The sequence below is a fragment of the Psychrobacter sp. H27 genome (assembly GCF_059072655.1).
On the sequence record NZ_JCACRX010000001.1, the window covers coordinates 2,484,014 to 2,503,380 of the forward strand.

Consider the following 19,367-nt stretch of genomic DNA (forward strand, 5'->3'; position numbering starts at 1 on the left):
AAAAATTGGTTTGTATTGACAGAGTTATGACTATTTAAGACAAGTCAGCGTATAATAACGGATACAAAAATTAGTTCGGAGTGCTGCTTGATTAGAAGCAGTGGTTCGTGCGGTTGATAGCTAGGTTTATGATGATTTAATTTTATTATGAGCCATTAAACAGCTTTTTATTTATCATTCACCAAAAAAAGAGGAAATACCCATGGCAAAGGCCAAGTTTGAACGTAACAAGCCACACGTCAACGTCGGAACCATCGGACACGTTGACCATGGTAAAACCACCCTTACCGCTGCAATCGCAACCGTAGCTGCAATCACCTCTGGCGGCGAAGCAAAAGACTACGCGTCTATTGACTCAGCACCAGAAGAAAAAGCACGTGGTATCACCATCAACACCTCACACGTAGAATATGACACAGACAGCCGTCACTATGCTCACGTAGATTGCCCAGGTCACGCCGATTATGTTAAAAACATGATCACTGGTGCTGCTCAGATGGACGGCGCAATCCTAGTCGTATCTGCAACTGACGGCCCTATGCCACAAACTCGTGAGCACATTCTGCTTTCACGTCAGGTTGGCGTACCGTACATCATCGTATTCATGAACAAATGTGACATGGTTGATGACGAAGAACTACTAGAACTAGTAGAAATGGAAGTTCGTGAACTATTGAACGACTACGACTTCCCAGGTGATGACACGCCTATCGTTAAAGGTTCAGCTACTGAAGCCCTAAAAGGCTCAGAAGACAAATATGGCCAACCAGCCGTAGTAGAACTACTAAACGTACTAGACACCTACATCCCAGAGCCAGAGCGTGACATCGACAAAGCATTCCTAATGCCAATCGAAGATGTATTCTCAATCTCAGGTCGTGGTACCGTAGTAACTGGCCGTGTTGAATCTGGTATCGTTAAAGTTGGTGACGAGATCGAAATCGTTGGTATCCGTGACACTCAAAAAACTACCTGTACTGGTGTAGAGATGTTCCGTAAACTGCTTGACGAAGGTCGTGCAGGCGAAAACTGTGGCGTACTACTACGTGGTACTAAGCGTGAAGACGTACAACGTGGCCAAGTACTAGCTAAGCCAGGTTCAATCACGCCTCACACTAAGTTTGACGCTGAAGTATATGTATTGTCAAAAGAAGAGGGTGGTCGTCACACACCATTCTTAAACGGCTATCGTCCACAGTTCTACTTCCGTACTACTGACGTAACTGGCGCAATCCAATTACAAGACGGTACTGAAATGGTAATGCCTGGTGATAACGTTGAGATGGGCGTAGAGCTTATCCACCCAATCGCTATGGACAAAGGTCTTCGCTTCGCTATTCGTGAAGGTGGCCGTACTGTAGGCGCTGGTGTTGTTGCTAACGTATTGAACTAATCATTAAGTCTCAGTAATGAGCTTATGAGCTAGTCATAAAAAAGCCACCCTATTTAGGGTGGCTTTTTTTGTAGTAAATAATAAATAATGTAGCCTATCTACTTATATAATCTAAACTGAACTAAACGGTAAGACTAATTAAATGACAAGCATAAAAGGACAGTCATGTTTGCGATAGAAGCGTTAGCACTCAATGCAGCAGATTCTGAGAAAATGATTCAAGCCGTAGCCAATATCGAAGCCATCGTTCAGTCGCAAAGCGCTTGGAACTATCAGACTTTGCTTGAACTGCTTGAGCAAGACAGTACTAATATGCTAATAGTCTATAAACAAGAGAAAGAAGAGTGGACTGAAGATAAACAAGTGATTGGATATTGTTTATATCAGATGATATTTGAGCAAGCAGAGATTTTGCGTATTGGTACGCATCCTGATTATCAACGACAAGGTATTGCTTCACAGACCATTGATAAGCTACATGAATTTTTGCAGAGTAATCAAGTGGAAAGTTTGTTGTTAGAGGTGCGTGCAAATAATCATGCGGCGATTGCGTTATATGAGCGGCAAAACTTCGTCGTGATCCATAAGCGCAAAGGCTACTATCAATCATCACATCAGCCAGCAGTTGATGCGCTTATTATGCAGCACACTTATACCGAGTAGACTGGAGGAAATCTAGTTGATAGTCAAGATAGTAGTGTTTCTGAAGGCAAGTACGGGATATCAAGCAGAGTTATTATGGTTACGGCGCTCAGCGTACTTACTGTGAAGGTATCGTCTTTTTACAAACTTCAATATCCAGCTGATACTCACTATCTGCCTGCATCTGAACAAGAATGTCGATGCGCTCGCTCAGTAGCTCTACCATCATACTGATATTGGCTTGTTGTTTTTTGACTTGTTCTAGCTTTTGCTGAGTCAGCATGAGCTGCAAATCAATATCCAGTTGACCATCGTAATAATCGTTTAAGCTGTTTTTGATCTCGATGAGGGTGAAGCCAATAGCTTGTGCACTCTTAATCAACTCAATACGTTCGATACACTCAGGATGAAACTCCGTATACAAGCGTGACCCTGCCTGACGTTTACGTGATTTTAGCAGACCTAACTGCTCATAATGACGTACCGTGTCTTTGGTGGTATTGGCCTTCGCTGCCAGCTCTCCGATCAACAAAAATGAGATATCAAGCGCCATAAAAACCTCGTTGTTGCTTAGCTATTGTCATTATCATGATATGCGTTGCCAAGGCTCTGTAGTATCAAGTCGCGTCACTGCTAATGGTTTGTGCAAGCTGTAATCCCACTGAACAAAACGATGACCTATCAGGCTATCTAACTGGGCAAGGAAATCAGTACGCGGCAGGGTGGTAGCGCCCAAGCTCATGAGGTGATCATTTGGCAATTGGCAATCGACGAGTGCCACGTGACTTTGTTCGCATAAGCGCATCAAACCCCAGAAGGCTATCTTTGAGGCATTGGACGCACGATGGAACATAGACTCGCCAAAATAAATATTGCCTATTTTTAGTCCGTAAAGTCCGCCAATCAGCTGACCTTTCTCATCCCAGACCTCAATACTGTGGGCGAAGCCTTGCGCATGCAATTTGGTATAGGCCTCAATCATCTCATCATGAATCCAAGTATGCTCGCCTTCAGGCAAGTCATTATTAAGACCATCGCTTCGCGGTAGACTACAGGCGTGTATGACCTCATCAAAAGCTTGATTGAGTGTCAACTGCCAACGCGCGCGGCTTGCTTGCTTACGTAGCGACTTACTCGGTTGATAATCAGATGGTACTATCACACAGCGTGGCTCAGGACACCACCAAGCAATAGGTTCGTCTTCATTGAACCACGGGAATAGTCCCCGTGCATAAGCAGATATTAATGTCTCGGGTGTTAGATCGCCGCCCATCGCGACAATGCCAATCCCATCAGGATCGACAGAGATAGGATTAGGAAAGTCATAACGCCCAAGACTTTTTAGAGTCTCAGGCGTGATGTATTGAGTGGTATCATCGTGCTGCGTGAAGTTATCCATTTACTCTTCTTGATCAGCAGTTAGGGTTGATGCATACGTATGGTCTTTCGCCGTTGCTTCACCGATAGCATCTAAGTACTTTTCAGCATCAAGTGCTGCCATACAACCTGTACCAGCAGAGGTAATAGCCTGACGATAAACATGATCAGCGACGTCGCCAGCTGCAAATACACCCTCAATGCTAGTTTGTGTAGCGTTACCATTGAGACCACTATTGACAGTCAGATAGCCATCTTTCATGTCCAATTGACCGGTGAATAGGTCAGTATTAGGCTTGTGACCGATCGCGACAAACATACCCATTGCGTCTAGTTGTTTGGTGCTACCATCAATCATTGATTCGATAACGACACCATTGACACCCATATCATCACCAACCACCTCTTTTACCTGATGGTTCCACTCGATTTTGACATTGCCATTTTTGGCTTTTTCAAACAGCTTGTCTTGTAGGATTTTTTCAGAGCGTAAGCTATCACGGCGATGCACCAAGGTGACTTCAGAAGCAATATTAGACAGATATAAGGCTTCTTCGACGGCGGTATTACCACCACCAATCACAGCGACTTTTTGGTCTTTGTAGAAAAAACCGTCACAAGTGGCACAAGCAGATACGCCAAGCCCTTTAAATTTGGTTTCTGATTCTAGCCCTAAATACTGTGCAGACGCACCTGTTGAGATGATCAAGGCATCACAAGTATAGTCGCCGTTGTTACCTGACAACTGAAATGGGCGCTCGTTTAGATTGACTTCATTGATATGGTCATAAACCAACTCTGTACCGAAGCGCTCAGCATGCGCCTTCATACGCTCCATCAGCGCTGGACCTGTCAAATCATGTGCATCGCCTGGCCAGTTATCGACTTCGGTGGTAGTCGTTAATTGACCGCCAACTTCCATACCTGTAACCATAACTGGTTTAAGATTGGCACGTGCAGCGTATACCGCAGCAGAGTAACCAGCAGGACCTGAGCCCAAAATAATAAGTTTTTCGTGACGTGGAGCAGTAGTGTCAGTTGCCATGAGGTGTTCCTTTCTAAAAATACGAATGAATAATGTTAGTTATAAATATAATAAAAAAATCAAAAATTATGACTAATATGGTTTTTCTAATTGCTGTGTGATAATAACATAAGGGCATAGGTCGAAAAGTGCAAGTTTGCTAAAACAAACACAGCTATCATTAGAATCAAAGCATAATAACCTTGAAATACTAGCGCTAGAAACAGCTGGTATTTTATAGCGTTTGTACAAAACCGCTAGCAGTATTCTGTTAGCAATACTCTATTGGTGGACGGTTTTTTTGCACAAATAGCGTCTCGATTTACTTTCCTACACGCTTTATTTATAAGACTGTCGCCACTGTACCTATGTATTTGTTATTATAAGGAGTTATGCCGAGTGAGGTAGGGTTTGGGTGACAATGACGGTTGTGCGTTCTTATGATGCTAGCGTCTTATGATAAATGCCTCCCTACCAAAAACACTCTGCGAGGTACATCTATGTCAGCACTTTATGTCAGCATGATTAGGCTTAGTCATGCGTTGGCGACCATTTAGTATTAACAACAAGGCAGATTTTACGTGATATCAGCACCGCATATTGAGTATTTAAAAAAGGGAATGTTTACCCTCCTTGGGTTAATACTGGCCGTATATCTGTTTGTCATTCTAATGACTTACACAGGTAATGATCCTAGCTGGTCGCATATTAGTAGTGACATGACAACCATCAATAATATGGGTGGTCAGACGGGTGCTTGGTTATCTGACTTGCTCTACAGCTTTTTTGGGTTTGGTGCCTGGTGGTTTTTAGCATTTGTCGTTTATGAGTCGATTCTTATTTGGTGGGACAATAAACCCACGTTTTGGCTCATGCGACTGGTCGCTTACGTGTTTTTGTTGCTGACTGCTAGTGCGTTATTTGCACAACTGGTCGCCCTAATTCAACAAGTGACTAACCCTGCATCGATGGGACTTGAAGGTGTTGCTGGTGGTATTATCGGTCTTGAGTTACAAGAGCGCTTGGCGCAGCTACTATTGCAGTGGGGTAGTGTGGCTTTCTTGGCGGTATTCGTCGTGATTACAGCTACTTTTGCTTTCAATATTCATTGGCTTGCGATATATCAGAAGATTACGGCGTTATCGTGGCTTGGCTCAGGCGTAAAAAACAAAGAGGCTGTAGACGTTACTCTGCCAATCAGTGCGTCACAAGACGATAGCCACAGCGTAGATGATCAGGCTGAGCAGCAAGTAGAGCATGAACAACTGCCACTTAAGCTGCAATCAGCTGATCATACTGATAGTATTAATGAGGTAGATAACAGTAGCCGATTCAGTAATGTGTTGTCAGATTTCTTGTCGACATCAGGGTTAGCAGACAGCGTCAAAGCCTCTATAGCGACCGCAAAAGAAGCCACTACGTCAAGCGATGAGAAAAGTGCACCACTATATACAGCGGCGGCGACTACCAGTGTTATGGCTGATAGCGCAGCGAACCATATGGCACCACCAGCAATGTCAGCTCCTACCGCGATACCTGCTCGAAAAGTCGAGCCAAGTTTTGCATGGAACGATGCTAATACGGTTGATGACCTGCTCGCGAGTGAGCATATGGTTTATGGTGCCAGCAGTATAGAGAGCTCTAGTGCGCCTGTACTTAACTATACTCAGACAGACACGACTATAGACATGCCCGAAGAGGAGCGGGCATCAAACTCCCAGACGATGCCAATTGCGCAAACAGCTGCGACTGAACCTGCTGAATATAACCAGGAGTTCGCTGATCAGCTACAAGCTAATGAGCCTGAAACAACTCAATCAAGTGATACGAGCCAAAGCGTCGATCAGTTAGCAGAAGCATGGCTGGCCGAGCATGGTGATCTATCTGAACCTGCCACAAACGGTGCAATGCAAGACTCTCAGAGTATTCAAGATACTGCTATAACGGAACAGGCTCGAGTTGAGCAAGCCGTCATTGAGCAACCTGAAGTTGAACAGGCTAAAGTTCAGGAAGTAATCGAAAAGCCTGCAATTGAACAACCTGTCGCTAAACAAGCGGTACAGGAACAAATAATAGAGCCCATACCACAGGTAACCGCTAGCTCTACAGATAAGTCGTCTCCTAAGCCAGCTGCTGAGCCAGCAGAACAGCCGTATGATGAGGCATCACTATCTGTATCTGAAGAGCCGATTGCAGCAGCAATGGACGTCGTACCAACCGTGTCAGATACCTCAGATATGACACCAACCAATACACCACCTGCAAACCCGAAGGCAGCTCCAACAGTAGAATCGGTAAGCCCAGTTGCAGACACACAGCCAACAACCGCAGCAAAACCATCTGTTAGTTTTGCTGTACCTGAGGGTGATAGCAGCAACCATATCACGGATATGATGCCAGAAGATGACAGTGCTAAGAATGCGAGTGCCCCAGTTATGCCGCACATTAGCGATGATGCAGCATTCAGTCAAAAATCACGCTCTATGCAAACGGCGGCCTATCGCAGCAGCCTTACGCCCATTCCAGAGGTCTCTATACTGGATAAGCCCGATCCTGACCGTAAGCCTAGCTATACCGTCGCTGAGCTTGAACAGTTATCTGAATTGTTAGAGATTAAGCTACAGGAGTTCAATGTAAAAGCGTCTGTCGTTAACGCTATCCCAGGGCCTGTTGTGACTCGTTTTGAGGTAGAGCTGGCTGCTGGTGTCAAAGCGAGTAAGGTAACGGGTATCTCGCGTGACTTGGCGCGTTCACTATCTATGGCGTCACTACGTGTGGTCGAAGTAATACCGGGCAAGCCATATATCGGTATCGAAGTACCCAATAAAAAACGTGAAATGGTACGCTTAATTGAGCTGTTAAATACGGATACTTTCAAAGACCCCAAAGCACAAATCAGTATGGCAATGGGAAAAGATATCGGTGGCAACCCTATTATCACTGATCTTGCGCGCGCGCCGCATATGCTGGTTGCTGGTACGACAGGCTCTGGTAAGTCAGTACTGGTCAACTCGATGCTGCTCTCTATGCTACTCAAATATACGCCCAACGAGCTGCGCCTGATCTTGATTGATCCAAAGCAGCTTGAGCTTGCCAACTATAATGACATTCCGCATCTATTAACACCGGTAGTCACTGATATGACAGAGGCTGCCAGTAGCTTGTCGTGGTGTGTGGCAGAGATGGAGCGCCGCTATCAATTAATGAGCCTACTCAAAGTGCGTAAGCTCAATGAGTTCAACAAAAAGGTCATGGCAGCAGAACAATCAGGCAATCCTATGCTCGACCCACTATGGCGACCGAACGATAGCGTCAGTATCAGTCAAGCACCAAAGCTCAAAACCTTACCGATGATTGTTATTGTCGCCGATGAGTTTGCGGATATGATAATGCAGGTTGGTAAACAAGCCGAAGAGCTCATCACGCGTTTGGCACAAAAATCACGGGCAGCAGGCATCCATCTGATGCTAGCCACACAGCGTCCATCCGTCGATGTTATTACTGGTTTGATCAAAGCAAACATTCCCGTGCGTGCAGCGCTACGAGTCAACTCAAAAGTCGATTCACGTACGATCCTAGATAGTGGCGGTGCTGAAGATATGCTGGGCAACGGTGATATGTTGTTCTTAGGACCTGGGCAGATTGAGCCAGATCGTGTGCATGGTGCTTATGTGAGTGACGAAGAGGTCAACCGTGTCTGTGATGCGTGGCGTGAGCGCGGTGCGCCTGACTATATCGATAATATGGCGGGGAACTTTGAGCTGTCTAGTCCGGGTAGCGGTGGTAGTGCCAATGCTTCTGGTGAAGACGATGACCTATACAATGATGCGGTCGCCTTTATCATGGAAACGCGCAAGGTTTCAGCCTCTAGTATCCAGCGTAAATTTAGTATCGGCTACAACCGTGCGGCGCGTATTGTTGACTCTATGGAAGAAGCGGGATTGGTCAGCTCTATGGGCAAAAGTGGTAAGCGTGAACTATTGATGTAGCGATAGGTTCAAGTTGATAACGGAAAAGCGAGTCACGAAAGTGGCTCGTTTTTTTTGCTTTAAATTAAGATAGATATCTTTAAGTTGAAAGTGTTGAAGTGAACTGTGTCTATATTCAAGTAGACGTCACTGAATACTTCAAATGACTAATGAGTTTGTTTATCCATTATTCGTGATGGCTTTTTGTACTAAACTAAAAGAAGTATATTAGGCAAATATGTATATATTTTAAAAAGCAATCATCCCAAAATTTACGACAGTTACTCTCCAAGGAAGGTCAGTTATGTTTAAAGAATATACTCAGTATGATGCCATAGGGTTAGCGGCATTGGTCAATGCAGGTGACGTCAGTGCAAAGGAGCTGTTGGACGCCGCGGTCTATCAAGCCAATGAAGTGAACCCCAAGCTCAATGCCATTGTGCATCGATTTGATGAGCGCGCTTACGATGCTGCGCAGGCAGGACTGCCATCTGGTGTGTTTACGGGTGTACCTTACTTGCTCAAAGATCTGTCATTTAGCTTCGCTGATGAGCCTATTACGATGGGTAGCCGTAGTGTCAATATCATCTCAGCACAAGACAGCGAAATCGTCAAACGAATGAAGTCGACAGGCGTCAACACCTTCGGTAAGACCAATACGCCAGAGTTTGGTTTAATTATCACCACCGAGCCAAAAGCGCATGGCGCCACTCACAATCCGTTTAAAAAAGGCTATAGCTCTGGTGGCTCATCAGGCGGTAGTGCAGCAGCAGTCGCGAGCGGTGTCGTACCGATGGCAGGCGGCGGTGACGGTGGCGGCTCGATACGGTTTCCCTCTGCGTGGTGCGGTACATTTGGACTAAAACCCAGCCGCGGACGCAACCCAATGGGACCTAATCTTGGTGAAGGCTGGGACGGGGCAGTTGCCGATCATGTGATCACACGCTCAGTACGTGATAGTGCCGCGATGCTCGATGCCACGAGTGGTGAAGAGATTGGGGCGCCATATGTCATTGCGCCGCCAGATGGGACTTTTTTGCAAGCGGCGATGCGTGCGCCCAGACCACTCAAAATTGCGTTGCAGCAGCAGCCACTGATCGCCAATACTGCCGTGGATAAAGAAGTCCTTGCTGTACTAGAGCAAACCGCCAAGCAACTAGAGTCTATGGGGCATCAGGTCGTACACGCTGAGCCAGATATCAATATCGAGCAGTTTTGGCACGACTTTATCGTAGTGGTGTGCGCACATACTGCCTTTACGATTGATAATATCGAGCGGGAGTTTGGGTCTGAGCATATCAAAAACCTAGAGCCGCAAACCTATAATATGGCGCTACTTGGACGCTCGTTATCGGCAGTAGATTTGGTCCATGCCAAGCACGGTTGGCATCACAGTCAATATCAAACGGGTCTGTTATTAGATACTTACGATATGATTTTGTCCCCGACCGTACCGACGCCTGCTGTCAAACATGGTGTGCTACCACCTAGTCGCATGGATGAGATGATGATGCGTAGTGCTGGAGTGCTCAATAAAGGGTTTGATATGGGTGGATACGCCTTTAAGTCAGGCATGATCGAAAAGCTGAGCGCCCCTGTATTAGGAAAAATGGGCTTTACACTACTGGGCAATATTACAGGGTTGCCAGCTATGTCAGTACCTGTCGGCATGAGCAAAAAAGGCTTGCCGATTGGTATGCAGCTCATCGGCCGTATGAATGATGAGGCGACCTTATTGAGTCTAGCAGGTGAGATAGAACGAGCAGGCTTATTTACTAAACCTGCTTTTGAGAAGTAGTTTTATGCGTTTTGATTAGATAAGTAGGCGCTAATAATAAGTAGGCGCTAATAAACAGGAGCTAGTCAAAGCGATAAATATCCATGCCCAAGCTATGATGCGCCATGCTTTGATGAACGACAGAGACGCGCTGACCGGCACCTAACGCAAAAAACAGCGGTAGCAAATGCTCGTCGCTTGGGTGAATGTCTTTGTACTCAGGGTATTGTTGCCAGTCGAGGGCAGTAGGTATATCTATCTTGAGCTGCTGGAGCAACCATTGCTTAAAGGCTTTGGCCGCTTGATCGATACTATCGGCTTCCCAGCGTAGTGCTTGCAGGTTGTGAGTGATATTACCTGAACCAATCACAAGTATCTGCTCATCACGTAGGTGCGCAAGCTGCGCCCCCAATTGATAGCAGGCGATACTGTCATAATGCTGCGGCAAGGATACTTGGACAATAGGTACATCTGCCTCTGGGTACAGATGTCTCAGCGGCGCCCACACCCCATGGTCACAAGCGCGCATTGGGTTGACGCTACAGGTGATACCACGTGCGGTGAGCTGCTGAGCAAGTGTCTCAGCTAGCGCTGGCTGACCTGATGCAGGATACTGCAGCTCGTACAGTTCAGGCGAAAACCCCGAAAAATCATGCCACGTCTTTGGCTGCGGGTTACTGCTAATCTCGAGCTTTGCTGATTGCCAATGTGCCGACATAATGACGATGGCACGTGGTTTCGGTAGGTTTTGCCCTATACGTGCTAGTGCGCTGGTTGTGGCAGATTGCTCAATTGCAAGTGTGGGTGCCCCATGCGAGATAAACAGTGCCGGTAGTTTGGCCGTATTAGAAATTACCGCAGACGCACTGTCCCATGCCGCGGCAGAGGTAATGGGCGTCGGTGCACTATCGTGATAATGATCACGCTGTTGCGTAATTTGAGAGGCGTTAGAGGTCGCGCGTTTTGGATATTTCATGTAGCATTTATTAGGGCGCGCGCTGGTTTTTCAATCCGTTGTCTGATGGATATTTTAGAGTAAGACCGCTGTTATGGCTCGTATCTAATTACCACGGTGATAAGGATGGTTGTTGTTGATACTCATCGCGCGGTATAACTGCTCCATGAGAACAACACGAACTAGAGGATGCGGTAATGTCAGCGCCGACAAAGACCATTTTACATCTGCCTTTGCCAGCACTTCTGGTGATACCCCATCTGCACCGCCAATGACCAAGGCAATATCATCGCCTTGCTGCATGGCACCTGAGAGTTTATCTGCCAGTCCCTCGGTCGATAGCATTTTACCTTTGACATCGAGTACCCATAGCTGCTCACGGCTTGCAGCATTGTGCGCGGCCAATATCGCTTGACCTTCTTGCTCACGGTACTGTGCTAGATTGGCATCTGATGGGTTCTTTGCCCGTTTTGCAGCAGCAATCTCTACAATCTCTGTGCTTAGCATCGGCTGAATACGCTTAAAGTATTCATCAAACCCTGTTTGTACCCAGCTCGGCATTTTATTACCAACGCTCAAAATTCTTACTTTCATAATACCTACCAACTTAATTATCAATAACTATCAAAATCATCACGAAAACTACTGTGTATACGACAACACGATATCTACTACGTTATCTTCAAAAACTCACATCAACGGTTTGAGCGTTTCTGATACGCTACGATCTTTACTTTGGCTATCATCGCTCTCATCAGATGGTTTTGGTTTTGGAATCACGCTGAGCTTGGCATCAGATTCAAAGACAACGGCTTCAATGTCGTCAAAGTTGTTTATACCTTCGTCGCGCATCGCACATTCGATTTCTTGGCGAGTTAAACGCTCCGCGCGCATCGCCTCTGGCAAAAACTGTCCTTGATAAAACACAATCCGTGGATCGGACAAAATCACACTGCTAAATTGCGGTGAGATAGAGGCGTACTTGGTCACCAAGAACTGTAAGAGGTACAATACTAAAATAGAGGACACCCCTTCGATGAATGGGATGTTTTTTAGCAAGATAGTACTTGCGCCCAATGAGCCAATCATGACCGTGACGATCCAATCAAAATTATTGAGCTGTGACGTCGATCGCTTACCTGAGGCTTTGGTGACCAGTACGATCAACACGTAGACCATGACCGTTGTCAGAACAATGCGACCAAGCTTATCTATGTTGTCAAAAAAGACCATTTCCATGATGTTTGCTCCTCTTATAAGATAAAACACATAACCGCTAAAATCCTACTCGTTAAAGTTAGCCTAACGGATTTTACGTATGAGTAGGGGAAAACTTTGTAGCACCTTGTAGACAGTTGGCTGTGCTTAGGTGTTCTTATGTATAGGGTTCAAAAAATGATTGATCACCCAGATGCTAAGGCGTGCGCTGACCAAGGTGAATACAAACATCATAACCAGAGAAGAGAGTAGTGGTAGCGGCCGTGCCATCGCCATCTCAAACAATACCTCACGGCTGACCATATCAAACAACCAAAACCATATTGCCAAAAAATAAATAGCTGTCAATAACCAGACAATAGCGACACCGCCAAACATAATGGTATTGATTTCGCCTTTAGCCAAGGCTCGCTGATGATGCTTGAGAAACTTGCTCACAGCAATATAGGCGCCGACAATAATAGAGACCACCATCACCAGTTGTGAGTTGAGCGCAAACTGAGTCTGAATCATCATAAATATCGTACTGGCAAGCGTATAGCCAATCGCAAAAAAGCCAACATATTGCGCCAGTTTAGGCTGAGGGCTTGCAAGCGCTGGTGATTTATTGAGCGTGGTTGTCTGGCGTGACATAGGCTTACCTTTGTAAAATAAAATAGTAGAGATATAGAGATAATACATGCAGCAAAGCATCATAGTGCCTGCGTCAAAACACTGAATACGATGAGTGCCTATTTGAGTGTTTACGATTTGCCAAAAAATGTTGTTAGAGTCAGCGCTGAGCGGTCCAGTCAAGCATCGCATCGAGTACGGGTCTGGCGGTATAAGGATTTAGCGCTTGCTCGGTATTGATGATACCAACGACCACATAGTCTTGACCGGATACCCCTTTGACATAACCTGCCATCGAGGTGACATTATTTAGTGTGCCTGTCTTTATCCATGCTCGGCCAATCGCTGCCGACTCAGGTAAGCGCTCGTTATGAGCCGCAATGGTGCCACTGACCCCTGCGATACCTAACGAGTCAACGTAAGCGGCAAAGCTTGGGTGACCATAAGCATACGTCAACAGCTCGGCAAGGTTGGCGGCTGTAATAGTACAGCTACGGCACAGTCCTGAGCCATTGGTTAAATAAGGGGACGGTGTGCTCAGATTGGCTTGCCACCAATGATCAATGGTCTGTAAGGCTGATGAGTAGTCGGTTGTATGAGGTTTACCAAACTGATATAAGCTATCGATCTTTTGAGAATTATCTTGTGCACTTGGTTTTTTATTGCTTGTTGATGTGCTGTTTGGATCAGCGATAGGTTGACCAGCAGGCATGGCCGGCGCCATTTCTGATTTGTCGTACGCCCCTATAGATAGTGCTACTTGCTCAGCCATGACATTGTTTGAGAAGTGGTTAATATCATGAATTTGCTGCGCAAGATTCAAAGAAGGGAAGCTGACTATCGGCAGAGGTGACATCGCAATAGCTGTGAGACTAGGTGATGTTTTTTGGATTTTATGATTATGGTAAGGCGTTTCTTGCGAGATAACTTTTCCGCTCAAGGTATTACCTAGCGCTTGCCATTTTGCCGCGACGACATGGGCGGCAAATTCCTTCGCATTAGGATACGCGACATAAAACACATGCTCACCGCAACGCTCTGGCAGGTTGGCATTGAGTGTGAGCTGCTCTGCTTGCCACTGCGGCGCTAGACTATAGCTTGCCTGTCCACAGGAAGCTTCGCGGGTGTTTATCTTATCTGGTAGGTTATAGTTTGCCAATCGTGGCTTATAGACTAGGCTGGCTTGACCATTCTCTAAAGGATAGGTTTTGATACCGATAGTGCTAAAATTAACCAAAAACCCATCGGGGCTTGCGTTATAAGGGCGCAAAGGCGAGTTATCAAAGGCAGCGGGATCTTCGCTCACGTTCTTAAATATGGCGCTATCGACAATGATATCGCCATCGATGTGGCGAATACCTGAGGCTTGTACTTTATAAAGCAGTTGTTTCAACCGCTCGTGAGTCATCTTTGGATCACCACTACCCTGAATGATCAAATCACCATACAGGCGGTCGCCGATGACGATACCAGTGTGGTAGACCCGTGTGTACCAGACAAAATCCGCTCCTAATGTATCTAAAGCGATAAAACTGGGAACGAGTTTCATAGTGCTGGCAGGAGTACGTGAGATGTTCGACTGATGGTTCAGCAAAGGTGAAAAAGAAATCTTTATTGAGGTGCTTTCATTGTTAACAGTGCGACCAGCATCAACAGCGCTATTCGTATCATGCGTCAGCTTAGGTGTGTCGTCCGGCAATACGGTTGGGACGCTCTCTACACTCTGATAAGTATAAGGGTCATCAGTATAAGCGTGTATTTTTTGCTCGTGTTTTTCAATAGTGCGCTGTTCTATCGTGATCAGTGCGCTCTGCTGGTCAGGATGATCTGCAACATGGCTAGAGCGGTTCTTGCCAGCAGTCATATCAGTCGATGTATCTTTAGCTACTGCCGCCTGCGTCGATTGCTTATTAGCATCACTGCTGTCGGTCACCTGAATAGGAGAGGGCAGACGACTGGTATTCTTATCACCTACGGGTGTGATGACAATACTGATATCCGAGTCTGTGAGATCGGCCCGCGACAATGCCGATCGAATAGCGTCTGGCAGTGCGGCGTACGCGTGAACTGGCGTCACTAGCGCTGCTGACAATAGTGCCAACACAGATAGGTGTTTAGTCGATTGGTTGAACGACAGCATACGATTACAACCCCTGATACATGCTTTGATTTTAGGCGTGATAGATGGATGATTATTTCGCTTGGGTATATCGCACTTAGCAGGGTATCGCATGAGCAGGTTTCATCAGGTGGTAAAAACCGCCTATGGTAACATGAGTTACTGTTTTCGCCCATGCTGTCACAAGCTCAATTTTATCACCGATGGCAGATATTAGCGCACATGCAAAAATGCCATCGCTGTCATGATCGCATCGTTATAAGCGTCGTGAGCGCCAAGCTCAGGAATATCATAATGCGCTAAGATACGGGTTAGGTCCTGAGACTGACCAAGAAGGTTCTGGGCCTGACCACTCATACGCTGACTGTGTAAATGGCGTAAGTCGATAATGTCATTTGGCAGCGCTGTGCCCATGTAGCGTTTGACCAACGGATTCAAAAACGCCAGGTCTAGCTGTGTGCAAAATCCGACAATCGGTCGATTGCCTATAAAGGGTAGCAATAATGCCAACATGTCCTCATAGCTCATTCCATGCTCGACATCGGCAGTACGCAGACCATGAATGACAATGGTGTCGCGATCTGGCATCACAGGAGGCCTGCATACCACATGCATACCATCACCTGTGTTGATCGTATTACTATTGATATGTATTGCCGCTACAGATAGCAAATGGTGCTTTTTGGGGTTTATTCCGGTCATCTCACAGTCAATCGCTACCCACTGCTCAGCCAAAGGTGTGGTGAACATTGTTTCTAGCTCTGGGCGCTGTAGCTGCGTCCTTTGCCAAGCGCGAGATAACTGCTGTAGCCAGCTCATGTTTGTCATCCATTCATTTATGCTATTTCTAATTGATAATGTTGACGCAGCTGATTTTTAAAGCTTTTTACGACTGCCAGACACTCTTTGAATAGATCACGTTCAAGGGCAGTCAGCGTCATCGGATTGACCTGCCGTGCGTGTTTGTCATCGGTTGACAGTGCCACTGATAGACGCTGCGCCATAAAAAACTCTAAGGCTTCTAGTAGCGTACTGGCGCGCTCTTGGCTCAAGGCATCAGCCTGTACCAAAGCTTTTAAGCGGTCTTTGCTACTAGGGACATCGAGCACATCGTATTCTATTGCCAAGGCACGGATACCATGAACCAGTGGAAAGATACCTGCTTTTTTTAGATCAATATCTACTGATACTGATTTACCGCCTATCAAAGGGACAAACTTTTGCCACCACTGATTGACATCACCAAACTGCAGTGCCGCACGTGCAAACTGACGTACAAACATTGGATCGGCTTGTCTATGAGCAAGTTTTAGATGCTGACGCACCTGTGTGAGCAGGGTCTCATCACCGCAGACGTACTCTCCATCTAGTATGGCAGACAAGTAAATAGCATGCATCGGATCAGTGTTCCTAAACCATAAGCCAATCTGTGCGGTAAACGGTTTGAGGGGTTGCCGCCACATGGGGTTGGTCATCATGATATTGCCATCGCACAGCGGATAACCAAGCGTTGCTAAGTGGGTATTAAACGTCTCGGCAAACTGCGCCAAATCAGGATGAGTATAGTCATCACGAATGATGAGTGCATTGTCTTGATCGGTACGCATGATTTGCTCACCGCGACCTTCTGAACCCATGACGATGAGGCAAGTATTGCGGATGACCTCATCAGGTACGATCAGTTGCCACAGCTTGGTAAATACTTGTGCATTTAAGGTCTGCACCATCCGGCTGATATTACCGATTTTTACACCGTTTTGATGCTGCGCCCGAATATAGCGCCCGATGAGTTCGACTGCCGTATCTAGGCTTGATAGATCAGTTGCTTGCTCTATTTGAATACTGATGAGCTGTGAATGATGACCAATATGAGCCAGCATATCGCTTTGCCCCAGTACACCAATGACACTACCATTACTATCAATTACTGGCAGTCTATGAATGCGGTAGCGGGTCATGGTGAGTAGTGCGTCACCAATTTCGTCAGTGGCTTTGATGGTACGTAGTTTAAAATTGGTATAGCACTGGCAAAGGGTTTTGGCAGGATCTTGTCTGTCACTGATGGCACGGCAAATATCAGTATCAGTGAGAATACCTAGCACGAGCGGCATTTCGTCTTCGGTCCCTGATCTATTTTCTATATGTTCAAGCGGTCGTACCAGCACATGCTTTAGCCCAGCTTGGGTCATGATACGCGCAGCGTCATATAAGCTGCTATTGGCATTGACGGTATGTACTGGTAATAGATGAACCTCTCTCACCGGTTGTAGCATAATTTGCTGTACTTCTTGTTGATTGGTATAGCGGGTAGGATCACGCGCTTTATGGTTGCTACGGCGCTGCTGCAGGGCTTTTAGTCGTTCTGGTAATTTGTCTGATAGCATTTGTCGTACCAGATGATTTTGTGCGCTGATCTTATCGACGGTGGTGCCATTAACTTGCAGCAGCAAGGTCTCTTCATTGGCTCGAAATTGATACGATTGTGCAGGCGAGATTGCAGTTTTTTGTGTGCTGCTTTTGATGCCTGTCTCAGGTAAACGCCGGCTATCAAACCAATCGTTGTTGTTCGGATCATCAGAGTGGTTGCTCCCTAGATAGGAAGCGACAAACTCACCACCCAGTGATTGCTCAATCTGCCCTTTAATGACCACATACAGATATTGCATATCTTCTATCGGCAAGCTTTCATTTTTAGCAAGGTAGCGGATTTGAGTGTTTTTTCTAATGCTTTGACGCTCAGCTAAGCTCAATACGTCAAAGGGCGGCTGGGTAAAATCAAGATGGGGCATGGCATCATCCTTGATGGCATATTCTGCAATAGAGCTTTTACTATAGCACTATTACTACAAAACCCTTAATGCAAAAGCCTCTAACAACCCTATTTATATTAAGGTTATTAGAGACTGTTGTACTGCTTAGAGTGAAAATTTCTAAGTAGCTGTCTATGCTCCTAGTAATTTGCGAATACGATGTATCGCTTCGCGGCTTTCATCGACACTAGCAACGAGCGCAACACGGACAAACCCTTGTCCAGGATTGTTACCATCGATCTCGCGCGATAGATAGCGTCCTGCCAACGCGTGAATATTAGCCTGTTCATATAGGGCTTTGACGAACACTTCATCATCACCATCGAACTGCTCAGGCACTTTTATCCAAAAGTAAAAACCAGCATCTGGCATCCGTAGCTCTAGCAGCTGACCCAGCTCAGACATCCATAGCGCAAACTTCTCTTGATACAGGGCACGATTGTGTGCCACATGCTTCTCGTCTTGCCATGCTGCAATAGAGGCAAGCTGATGTGGTATCGGCATCGCACAGCCTTGATAGGTACGATACTGCAAATACGCTTGCAAAATCTTGGCATCACCCGCCACAAAGCCAGAGCGCAGACCAGGTAGGTTTGAGCGCTTAGATAAGGAGTGAAAGACAACGCAGTTCTTAAAATCCCGTCGACCGAGCGCCGCGCAAGCCTGCAACAGTCCGATAGGAGCAGTATCAAAATACAGCTCGCTATAGCACTCATCACTAGCAATGATAAAACCGTGCTGATCTGATAGGCGAATAAGGTACTCCCAATCCTCCATAGTCATAACCGAGCCGGTTGGATTATTCGGACTACAGACAAACAGAAGCTGCGTACGTGCCCACACCTCTTGCGGCACAGCGCGATAATCACCCTTAAAGTCATTGTCCAATGTACAAGAAACAAAGTAAGGCGCTGCTTGTGCCAGTATGGCTGCGCCCTCGTATATTTGATAGAACGGGTTGGGCATGACAACGGTCGGTGACACCGCAGATTCACCTGCATCTTGATCGACAACGGCTTGTACAAAGCTAAATATCGCTTCACGAGTCCCCATTACAGGCAGTACTTGGGTATTGGCATCAACATGATTGAGAAAAAAGCGCTTCTCTAACCAATGGGCAATCGTCTGACGCAACTCAAACATACCGTTCGTGGTCGGGTAACGACTTATTTTGTCCAAGTTTTCGCTTAGTACGTCCAGCACAAACGCAGGCGGCTTATGTTTTGGCTCACCAATACCTAGTTTGATTTCACTGTAACCGTTGGCAGGCTTGCTATCAGCCAACAACGTTGCCATCTTTGCAAATGGATAGGGGTGCAGATTCTCTAAGTTGTGATTCATATGTTTGGTAACTATAATAGACAATTAATAATAAAGTTATAAAGAAAGTTTACATAAGAGCAGTGTAGCACTTCTCTTATTTTTTGTCTTTTTTGTTCTTATACCGCGCGTGCGAATTCATGATATCTGAT

15 protein-coding genes are annotated in these 19,367 nt (G+C 46.1%); 4 read left to right on the top strand and 11 right to left on the bottom strand.

The annotated features are described in order from the left end of the window. Positions 1 to 202: 202 nt before the first annotated feature. Together tuf and rimI are read left to right on the top strand one after the other, a co-directional pair. On the top strand, positions 203 to 1,393 hold the full coding sequence (gene tuf / locus AC5JPY_RS10185) for an elongation factor Tu (protein WP_319050997.1): 1,191 nt from the start codon (positions 203 to 205) through the stop codon (positions 1,391 to 1,393). Positions 1,394 to 1,558: 165 nt separating this feature from the next. Then, the gene (gene rimI / locus AC5JPY_RS10190; protein ID WP_443527228.1) at positions 1,559 to 2,056 is read left to right on the top strand and encodes a ribosomal protein S18-alanine N-acetyltransferase; all 498 of its coding nucleotides are present in this window, start codon (positions 1,559 to 1,561) and stop codon (positions 2,054 to 2,056) included. A gap of 97 nt (positions 2,057 to 2,153) precedes the next feature. Here rimI and AC5JPY_RS10195 read toward each other — a convergent pair whose 3' ends face one another. The 3 genes from AC5JPY_RS10195 to trxB are packed head-to-tail and all read right to left on the bottom strand — an operon-like array spanning position 2,154 to position 4,457. Beyond that, on the bottom strand, positions 2,154 to 2,588 hold the full coding sequence (locus tag AC5JPY_RS10195; protein WP_443527227.1) for a MerR family transcriptional regulator: 435 nt from the start codon (positions 2,586 to 2,588) through the stop codon (positions 2,154 to 2,156). A 33-nt stretch (positions 2,589 to 2,621) separates the two neighbouring features. After that, on the bottom strand, positions 2,622 to 3,434 hold the full coding sequence (gene aat, locus AC5JPY_RS10200) for a leucyl/phenylalanyl-tRNA--protein transferase (protein WP_443527226.1): 813 nt from the start codon (positions 3,432 to 3,434) through the stop codon (positions 2,622 to 2,624). Then, the gene (gene trxB, locus AC5JPY_RS10205; RefSeq protein ID WP_443527225.1) at positions 3,435 to 4,457 is read right to left on the bottom strand and encodes a thioredoxin-disulfide reductase; all 1,023 of its coding nucleotides are present in this window, start codon (positions 4,455 to 4,457) and stop codon (positions 3,435 to 3,437) included. It lies immediately after the preceding gene. 560 nt (positions 4,458 to 5,017) lie between these two features. On the opposite strand from trxB, the gene AC5JPY_RS10210 reads away from it, so the two are divergent. Together AC5JPY_RS10210 and AC5JPY_RS10215 are read left to right on the top strand one after the other, a co-directional pair. Further along, positions 5,018 to 8,425: a DNA translocase FtsK gene (locus tag AC5JPY_RS10210; RefSeq protein ID WP_443527224.1), complete on the top strand. Its 3,408-nt coding sequence runs from the start codon at positions 5,018 to 5,020 to the stop codon at positions 8,423 to 8,425. Between the two features lie 283 nt (positions 8,426 to 8,708). Next, positions 8,709 to 10,202: an amidase gene (locus AC5JPY_RS10215; RefSeq protein ID WP_443527223.1), complete on the top strand. Its 1,494-nt coding sequence runs from the start codon at positions 8,709 to 8,711 to the stop codon at positions 10,200 to 10,202. 61 nt (positions 10,203 to 10,263) lie between these two features. On the opposite strand, the gene AC5JPY_RS10220 is transcribed toward AC5JPY_RS10215, so the two are convergent. The 8 genes from AC5JPY_RS10220 to dapC all read right to left on the bottom strand — a co-directional run bounded on the left by AC5JPY_RS10220 (position 10,264) and on the right by dapC (position 19,236). After that, positions 10,264 to 11,157 carry a DODA-type extradiol aromatic ring-opening family dioxygenase gene (locus AC5JPY_RS10220; protein WP_443527222.1) on the bottom strand — a complete coding sequence of 298 codons (894 nt, stop codon included), beginning with the start codon at positions 11,155 to 11,157 and terminating at the stop codon, positions 10,264 to 10,266. 84 nt (positions 11,158 to 11,241) lie between these two features. After that, positions 11,242 to 11,730, bottom strand: coding sequence for a 23S rRNA (pseudouridine(1915)-N(3))-methyltransferase RlmH (gene rlmH, locus AC5JPY_RS10225; RefSeq protein ID WP_443527221.1), 489 nt, complete (start codon positions 11,728 to 11,730; stop codon positions 11,242 to 11,244). A gap of 96 nt (positions 11,731 to 11,826) precedes the next feature. Then, a complete protein-coding gene (locus AC5JPY_RS10230) occupies positions 11,827 to 12,375 on the bottom strand; it encodes a DUF421 domain-containing protein (protein WP_493852395.1) in 549 nt (182 codons plus the stop codon). 126 nt (positions 12,376 to 12,501) lie between these two features. Continuing rightward, the gene (locus AC5JPY_RS10235; protein WP_493852396.1) at positions 12,502 to 12,987 is read right to left on the bottom strand and encodes an ABZJ_00895 family protein; all 486 of its coding nucleotides are present in this window, start codon (positions 12,985 to 12,987) and stop codon (positions 12,502 to 12,504) included. Between the two features lie 139 nt (positions 12,988 to 13,126). After that, positions 13,127 to 15,106 (bottom strand): D-alanyl-D-alanine carboxypeptidase/D-alanyl-D-alanine-endopeptidase, encoded by a 1,980-nt coding sequence (locus AC5JPY_RS10240; protein WP_493852397.1) that lies wholly within the window; start codon positions 15,104 to 15,106, stop codon positions 13,127 to 13,129. Positions 15,107 to 15,298: 192 nt separating this feature from the next. Next, positions 15,299 to 15,904 carry a 3'-5' exonuclease gene (locus AC5JPY_RS10245; RefSeq protein ID WP_493852398.1) on the bottom strand — a complete coding sequence of 202 codons (606 nt, stop codon included), beginning with the start codon at positions 15,902 to 15,904 and terminating at the stop codon, positions 15,299 to 15,301. Positions 15,905 to 15,921: 17 nt separating this feature from the next. Next, positions 15,922 to 17,874 (bottom strand): DUF294 nucleotidyltransferase-like domain-containing protein, encoded by a 1,953-nt coding sequence (locus tag AC5JPY_RS10250; RefSeq protein ID WP_493852399.1) that lies wholly within the window; start codon positions 17,872 to 17,874, stop codon positions 15,922 to 15,924. 153 nt (positions 17,875 to 18,027) lie between these two features. After that, positions 18,028 to 19,236, bottom strand: a complete 1,209-nt coding sequence (gene dapC / locus AC5JPY_RS10255; protein WP_493852400.1) for a succinyldiaminopimelate transaminase — start codon at positions 19,234 to 19,236, stop codon at positions 18,028 to 18,030. Between the last annotated feature and the right edge of the window lie 131 nt (positions 19,237 to 19,367).

What these genes read in the sequence shown, in the direction of transcription:
- AC5JPY_RS10240 (WP_493852397.1), bottom strand. Translation starts at nt 15,106, where the DNA reads ATGCTGTCGTTCAACCAATCGACTAAACACCTATCTGTGTTGGCACTA.
- AC5JPY_RS10250 (WP_493852399.1), bottom strand. Translation starts at nt 17,874, where the DNA reads ATGCCCCATCTTGATTTTACCCAGCCGCCCTTTGACGTATTGAGCTTA.
- AC5JPY_RS10235 (WP_493852396.1), bottom strand. Translation starts at nt 12,987, where the DNA reads ATGTCACGCCAGACAACCACGCTCAATAAATCACCAGCGCTTGCAAGC.
- rimI (WP_443527228.1), top strand. Translation starts at nt 1,559, where the DNA reads ATGTTTGCGATAGAAGCGTTAGCACTCAATGCAGCAGATTCTGAGAAA.
- AC5JPY_RS10245 (WP_493852398.1), bottom strand. Translation starts at nt 15,904, where the DNA reads ATGAGCTGGCTACAGCAGTTATCTCGCGCTTGGCAAAGGACGCAGCTA.
- rlmH (WP_443527221.1), bottom strand. Translation starts at nt 11,730, where the DNA reads ATGAAAGTAAGAATTTTGAGCGTTGGTAATAAAATGCCGAGCTGGGTA.
- AC5JPY_RS10195 (WP_443527227.1), bottom strand. Translation starts at nt 2,588, where the DNA reads ATGGCGCTTGATATCTCATTTTTGTTGATCGGAGAGCTGGCAGCGAAG.
- aat (WP_443527226.1), bottom strand. Translation starts at nt 3,434, where the DNA reads ATGGATAACTTCACGCAGCACGATGATACCACTCAATACATCACGCCT.
- tuf (WP_319050997.1), top strand. Translation starts at nt 203, where the DNA reads ATGGCAAAGGCCAAGTTTGAACGTAACAAGCCACACGTCAACGTCGGA.
- trxB (WP_443527225.1), bottom strand. Translation starts at nt 4,457, where the DNA reads ATGGCAACTGACACTACTGCTCCACGTCACGAAAAACTTATTATTTTG.
- dapC (WP_493852400.1), bottom strand. Translation starts at nt 19,236, where the DNA reads ATGAATCACAACTTAGAGAATCTGCACCCCTATCCATTTGCAAAGATG.
- AC5JPY_RS10230 (WP_493852395.1), bottom strand. Translation starts at nt 12,375, where the DNA reads ATGGAAATGGTCTTTTTTGACAACATAGATAAGCTTGGTCGCATTGTT.
- AC5JPY_RS10215 (WP_443527223.1), top strand. Translation starts at nt 8,709, where the DNA reads ATGTTTAAAGAATATACTCAGTATGATGCCATAGGGTTAGCGGCATTG.
- AC5JPY_RS10220 (WP_443527222.1), bottom strand. Translation starts at nt 11,157, where the DNA reads ATGAAATATCCAAAACGCGCGACCTCTAACGCCTCTCAAATTACGCAA.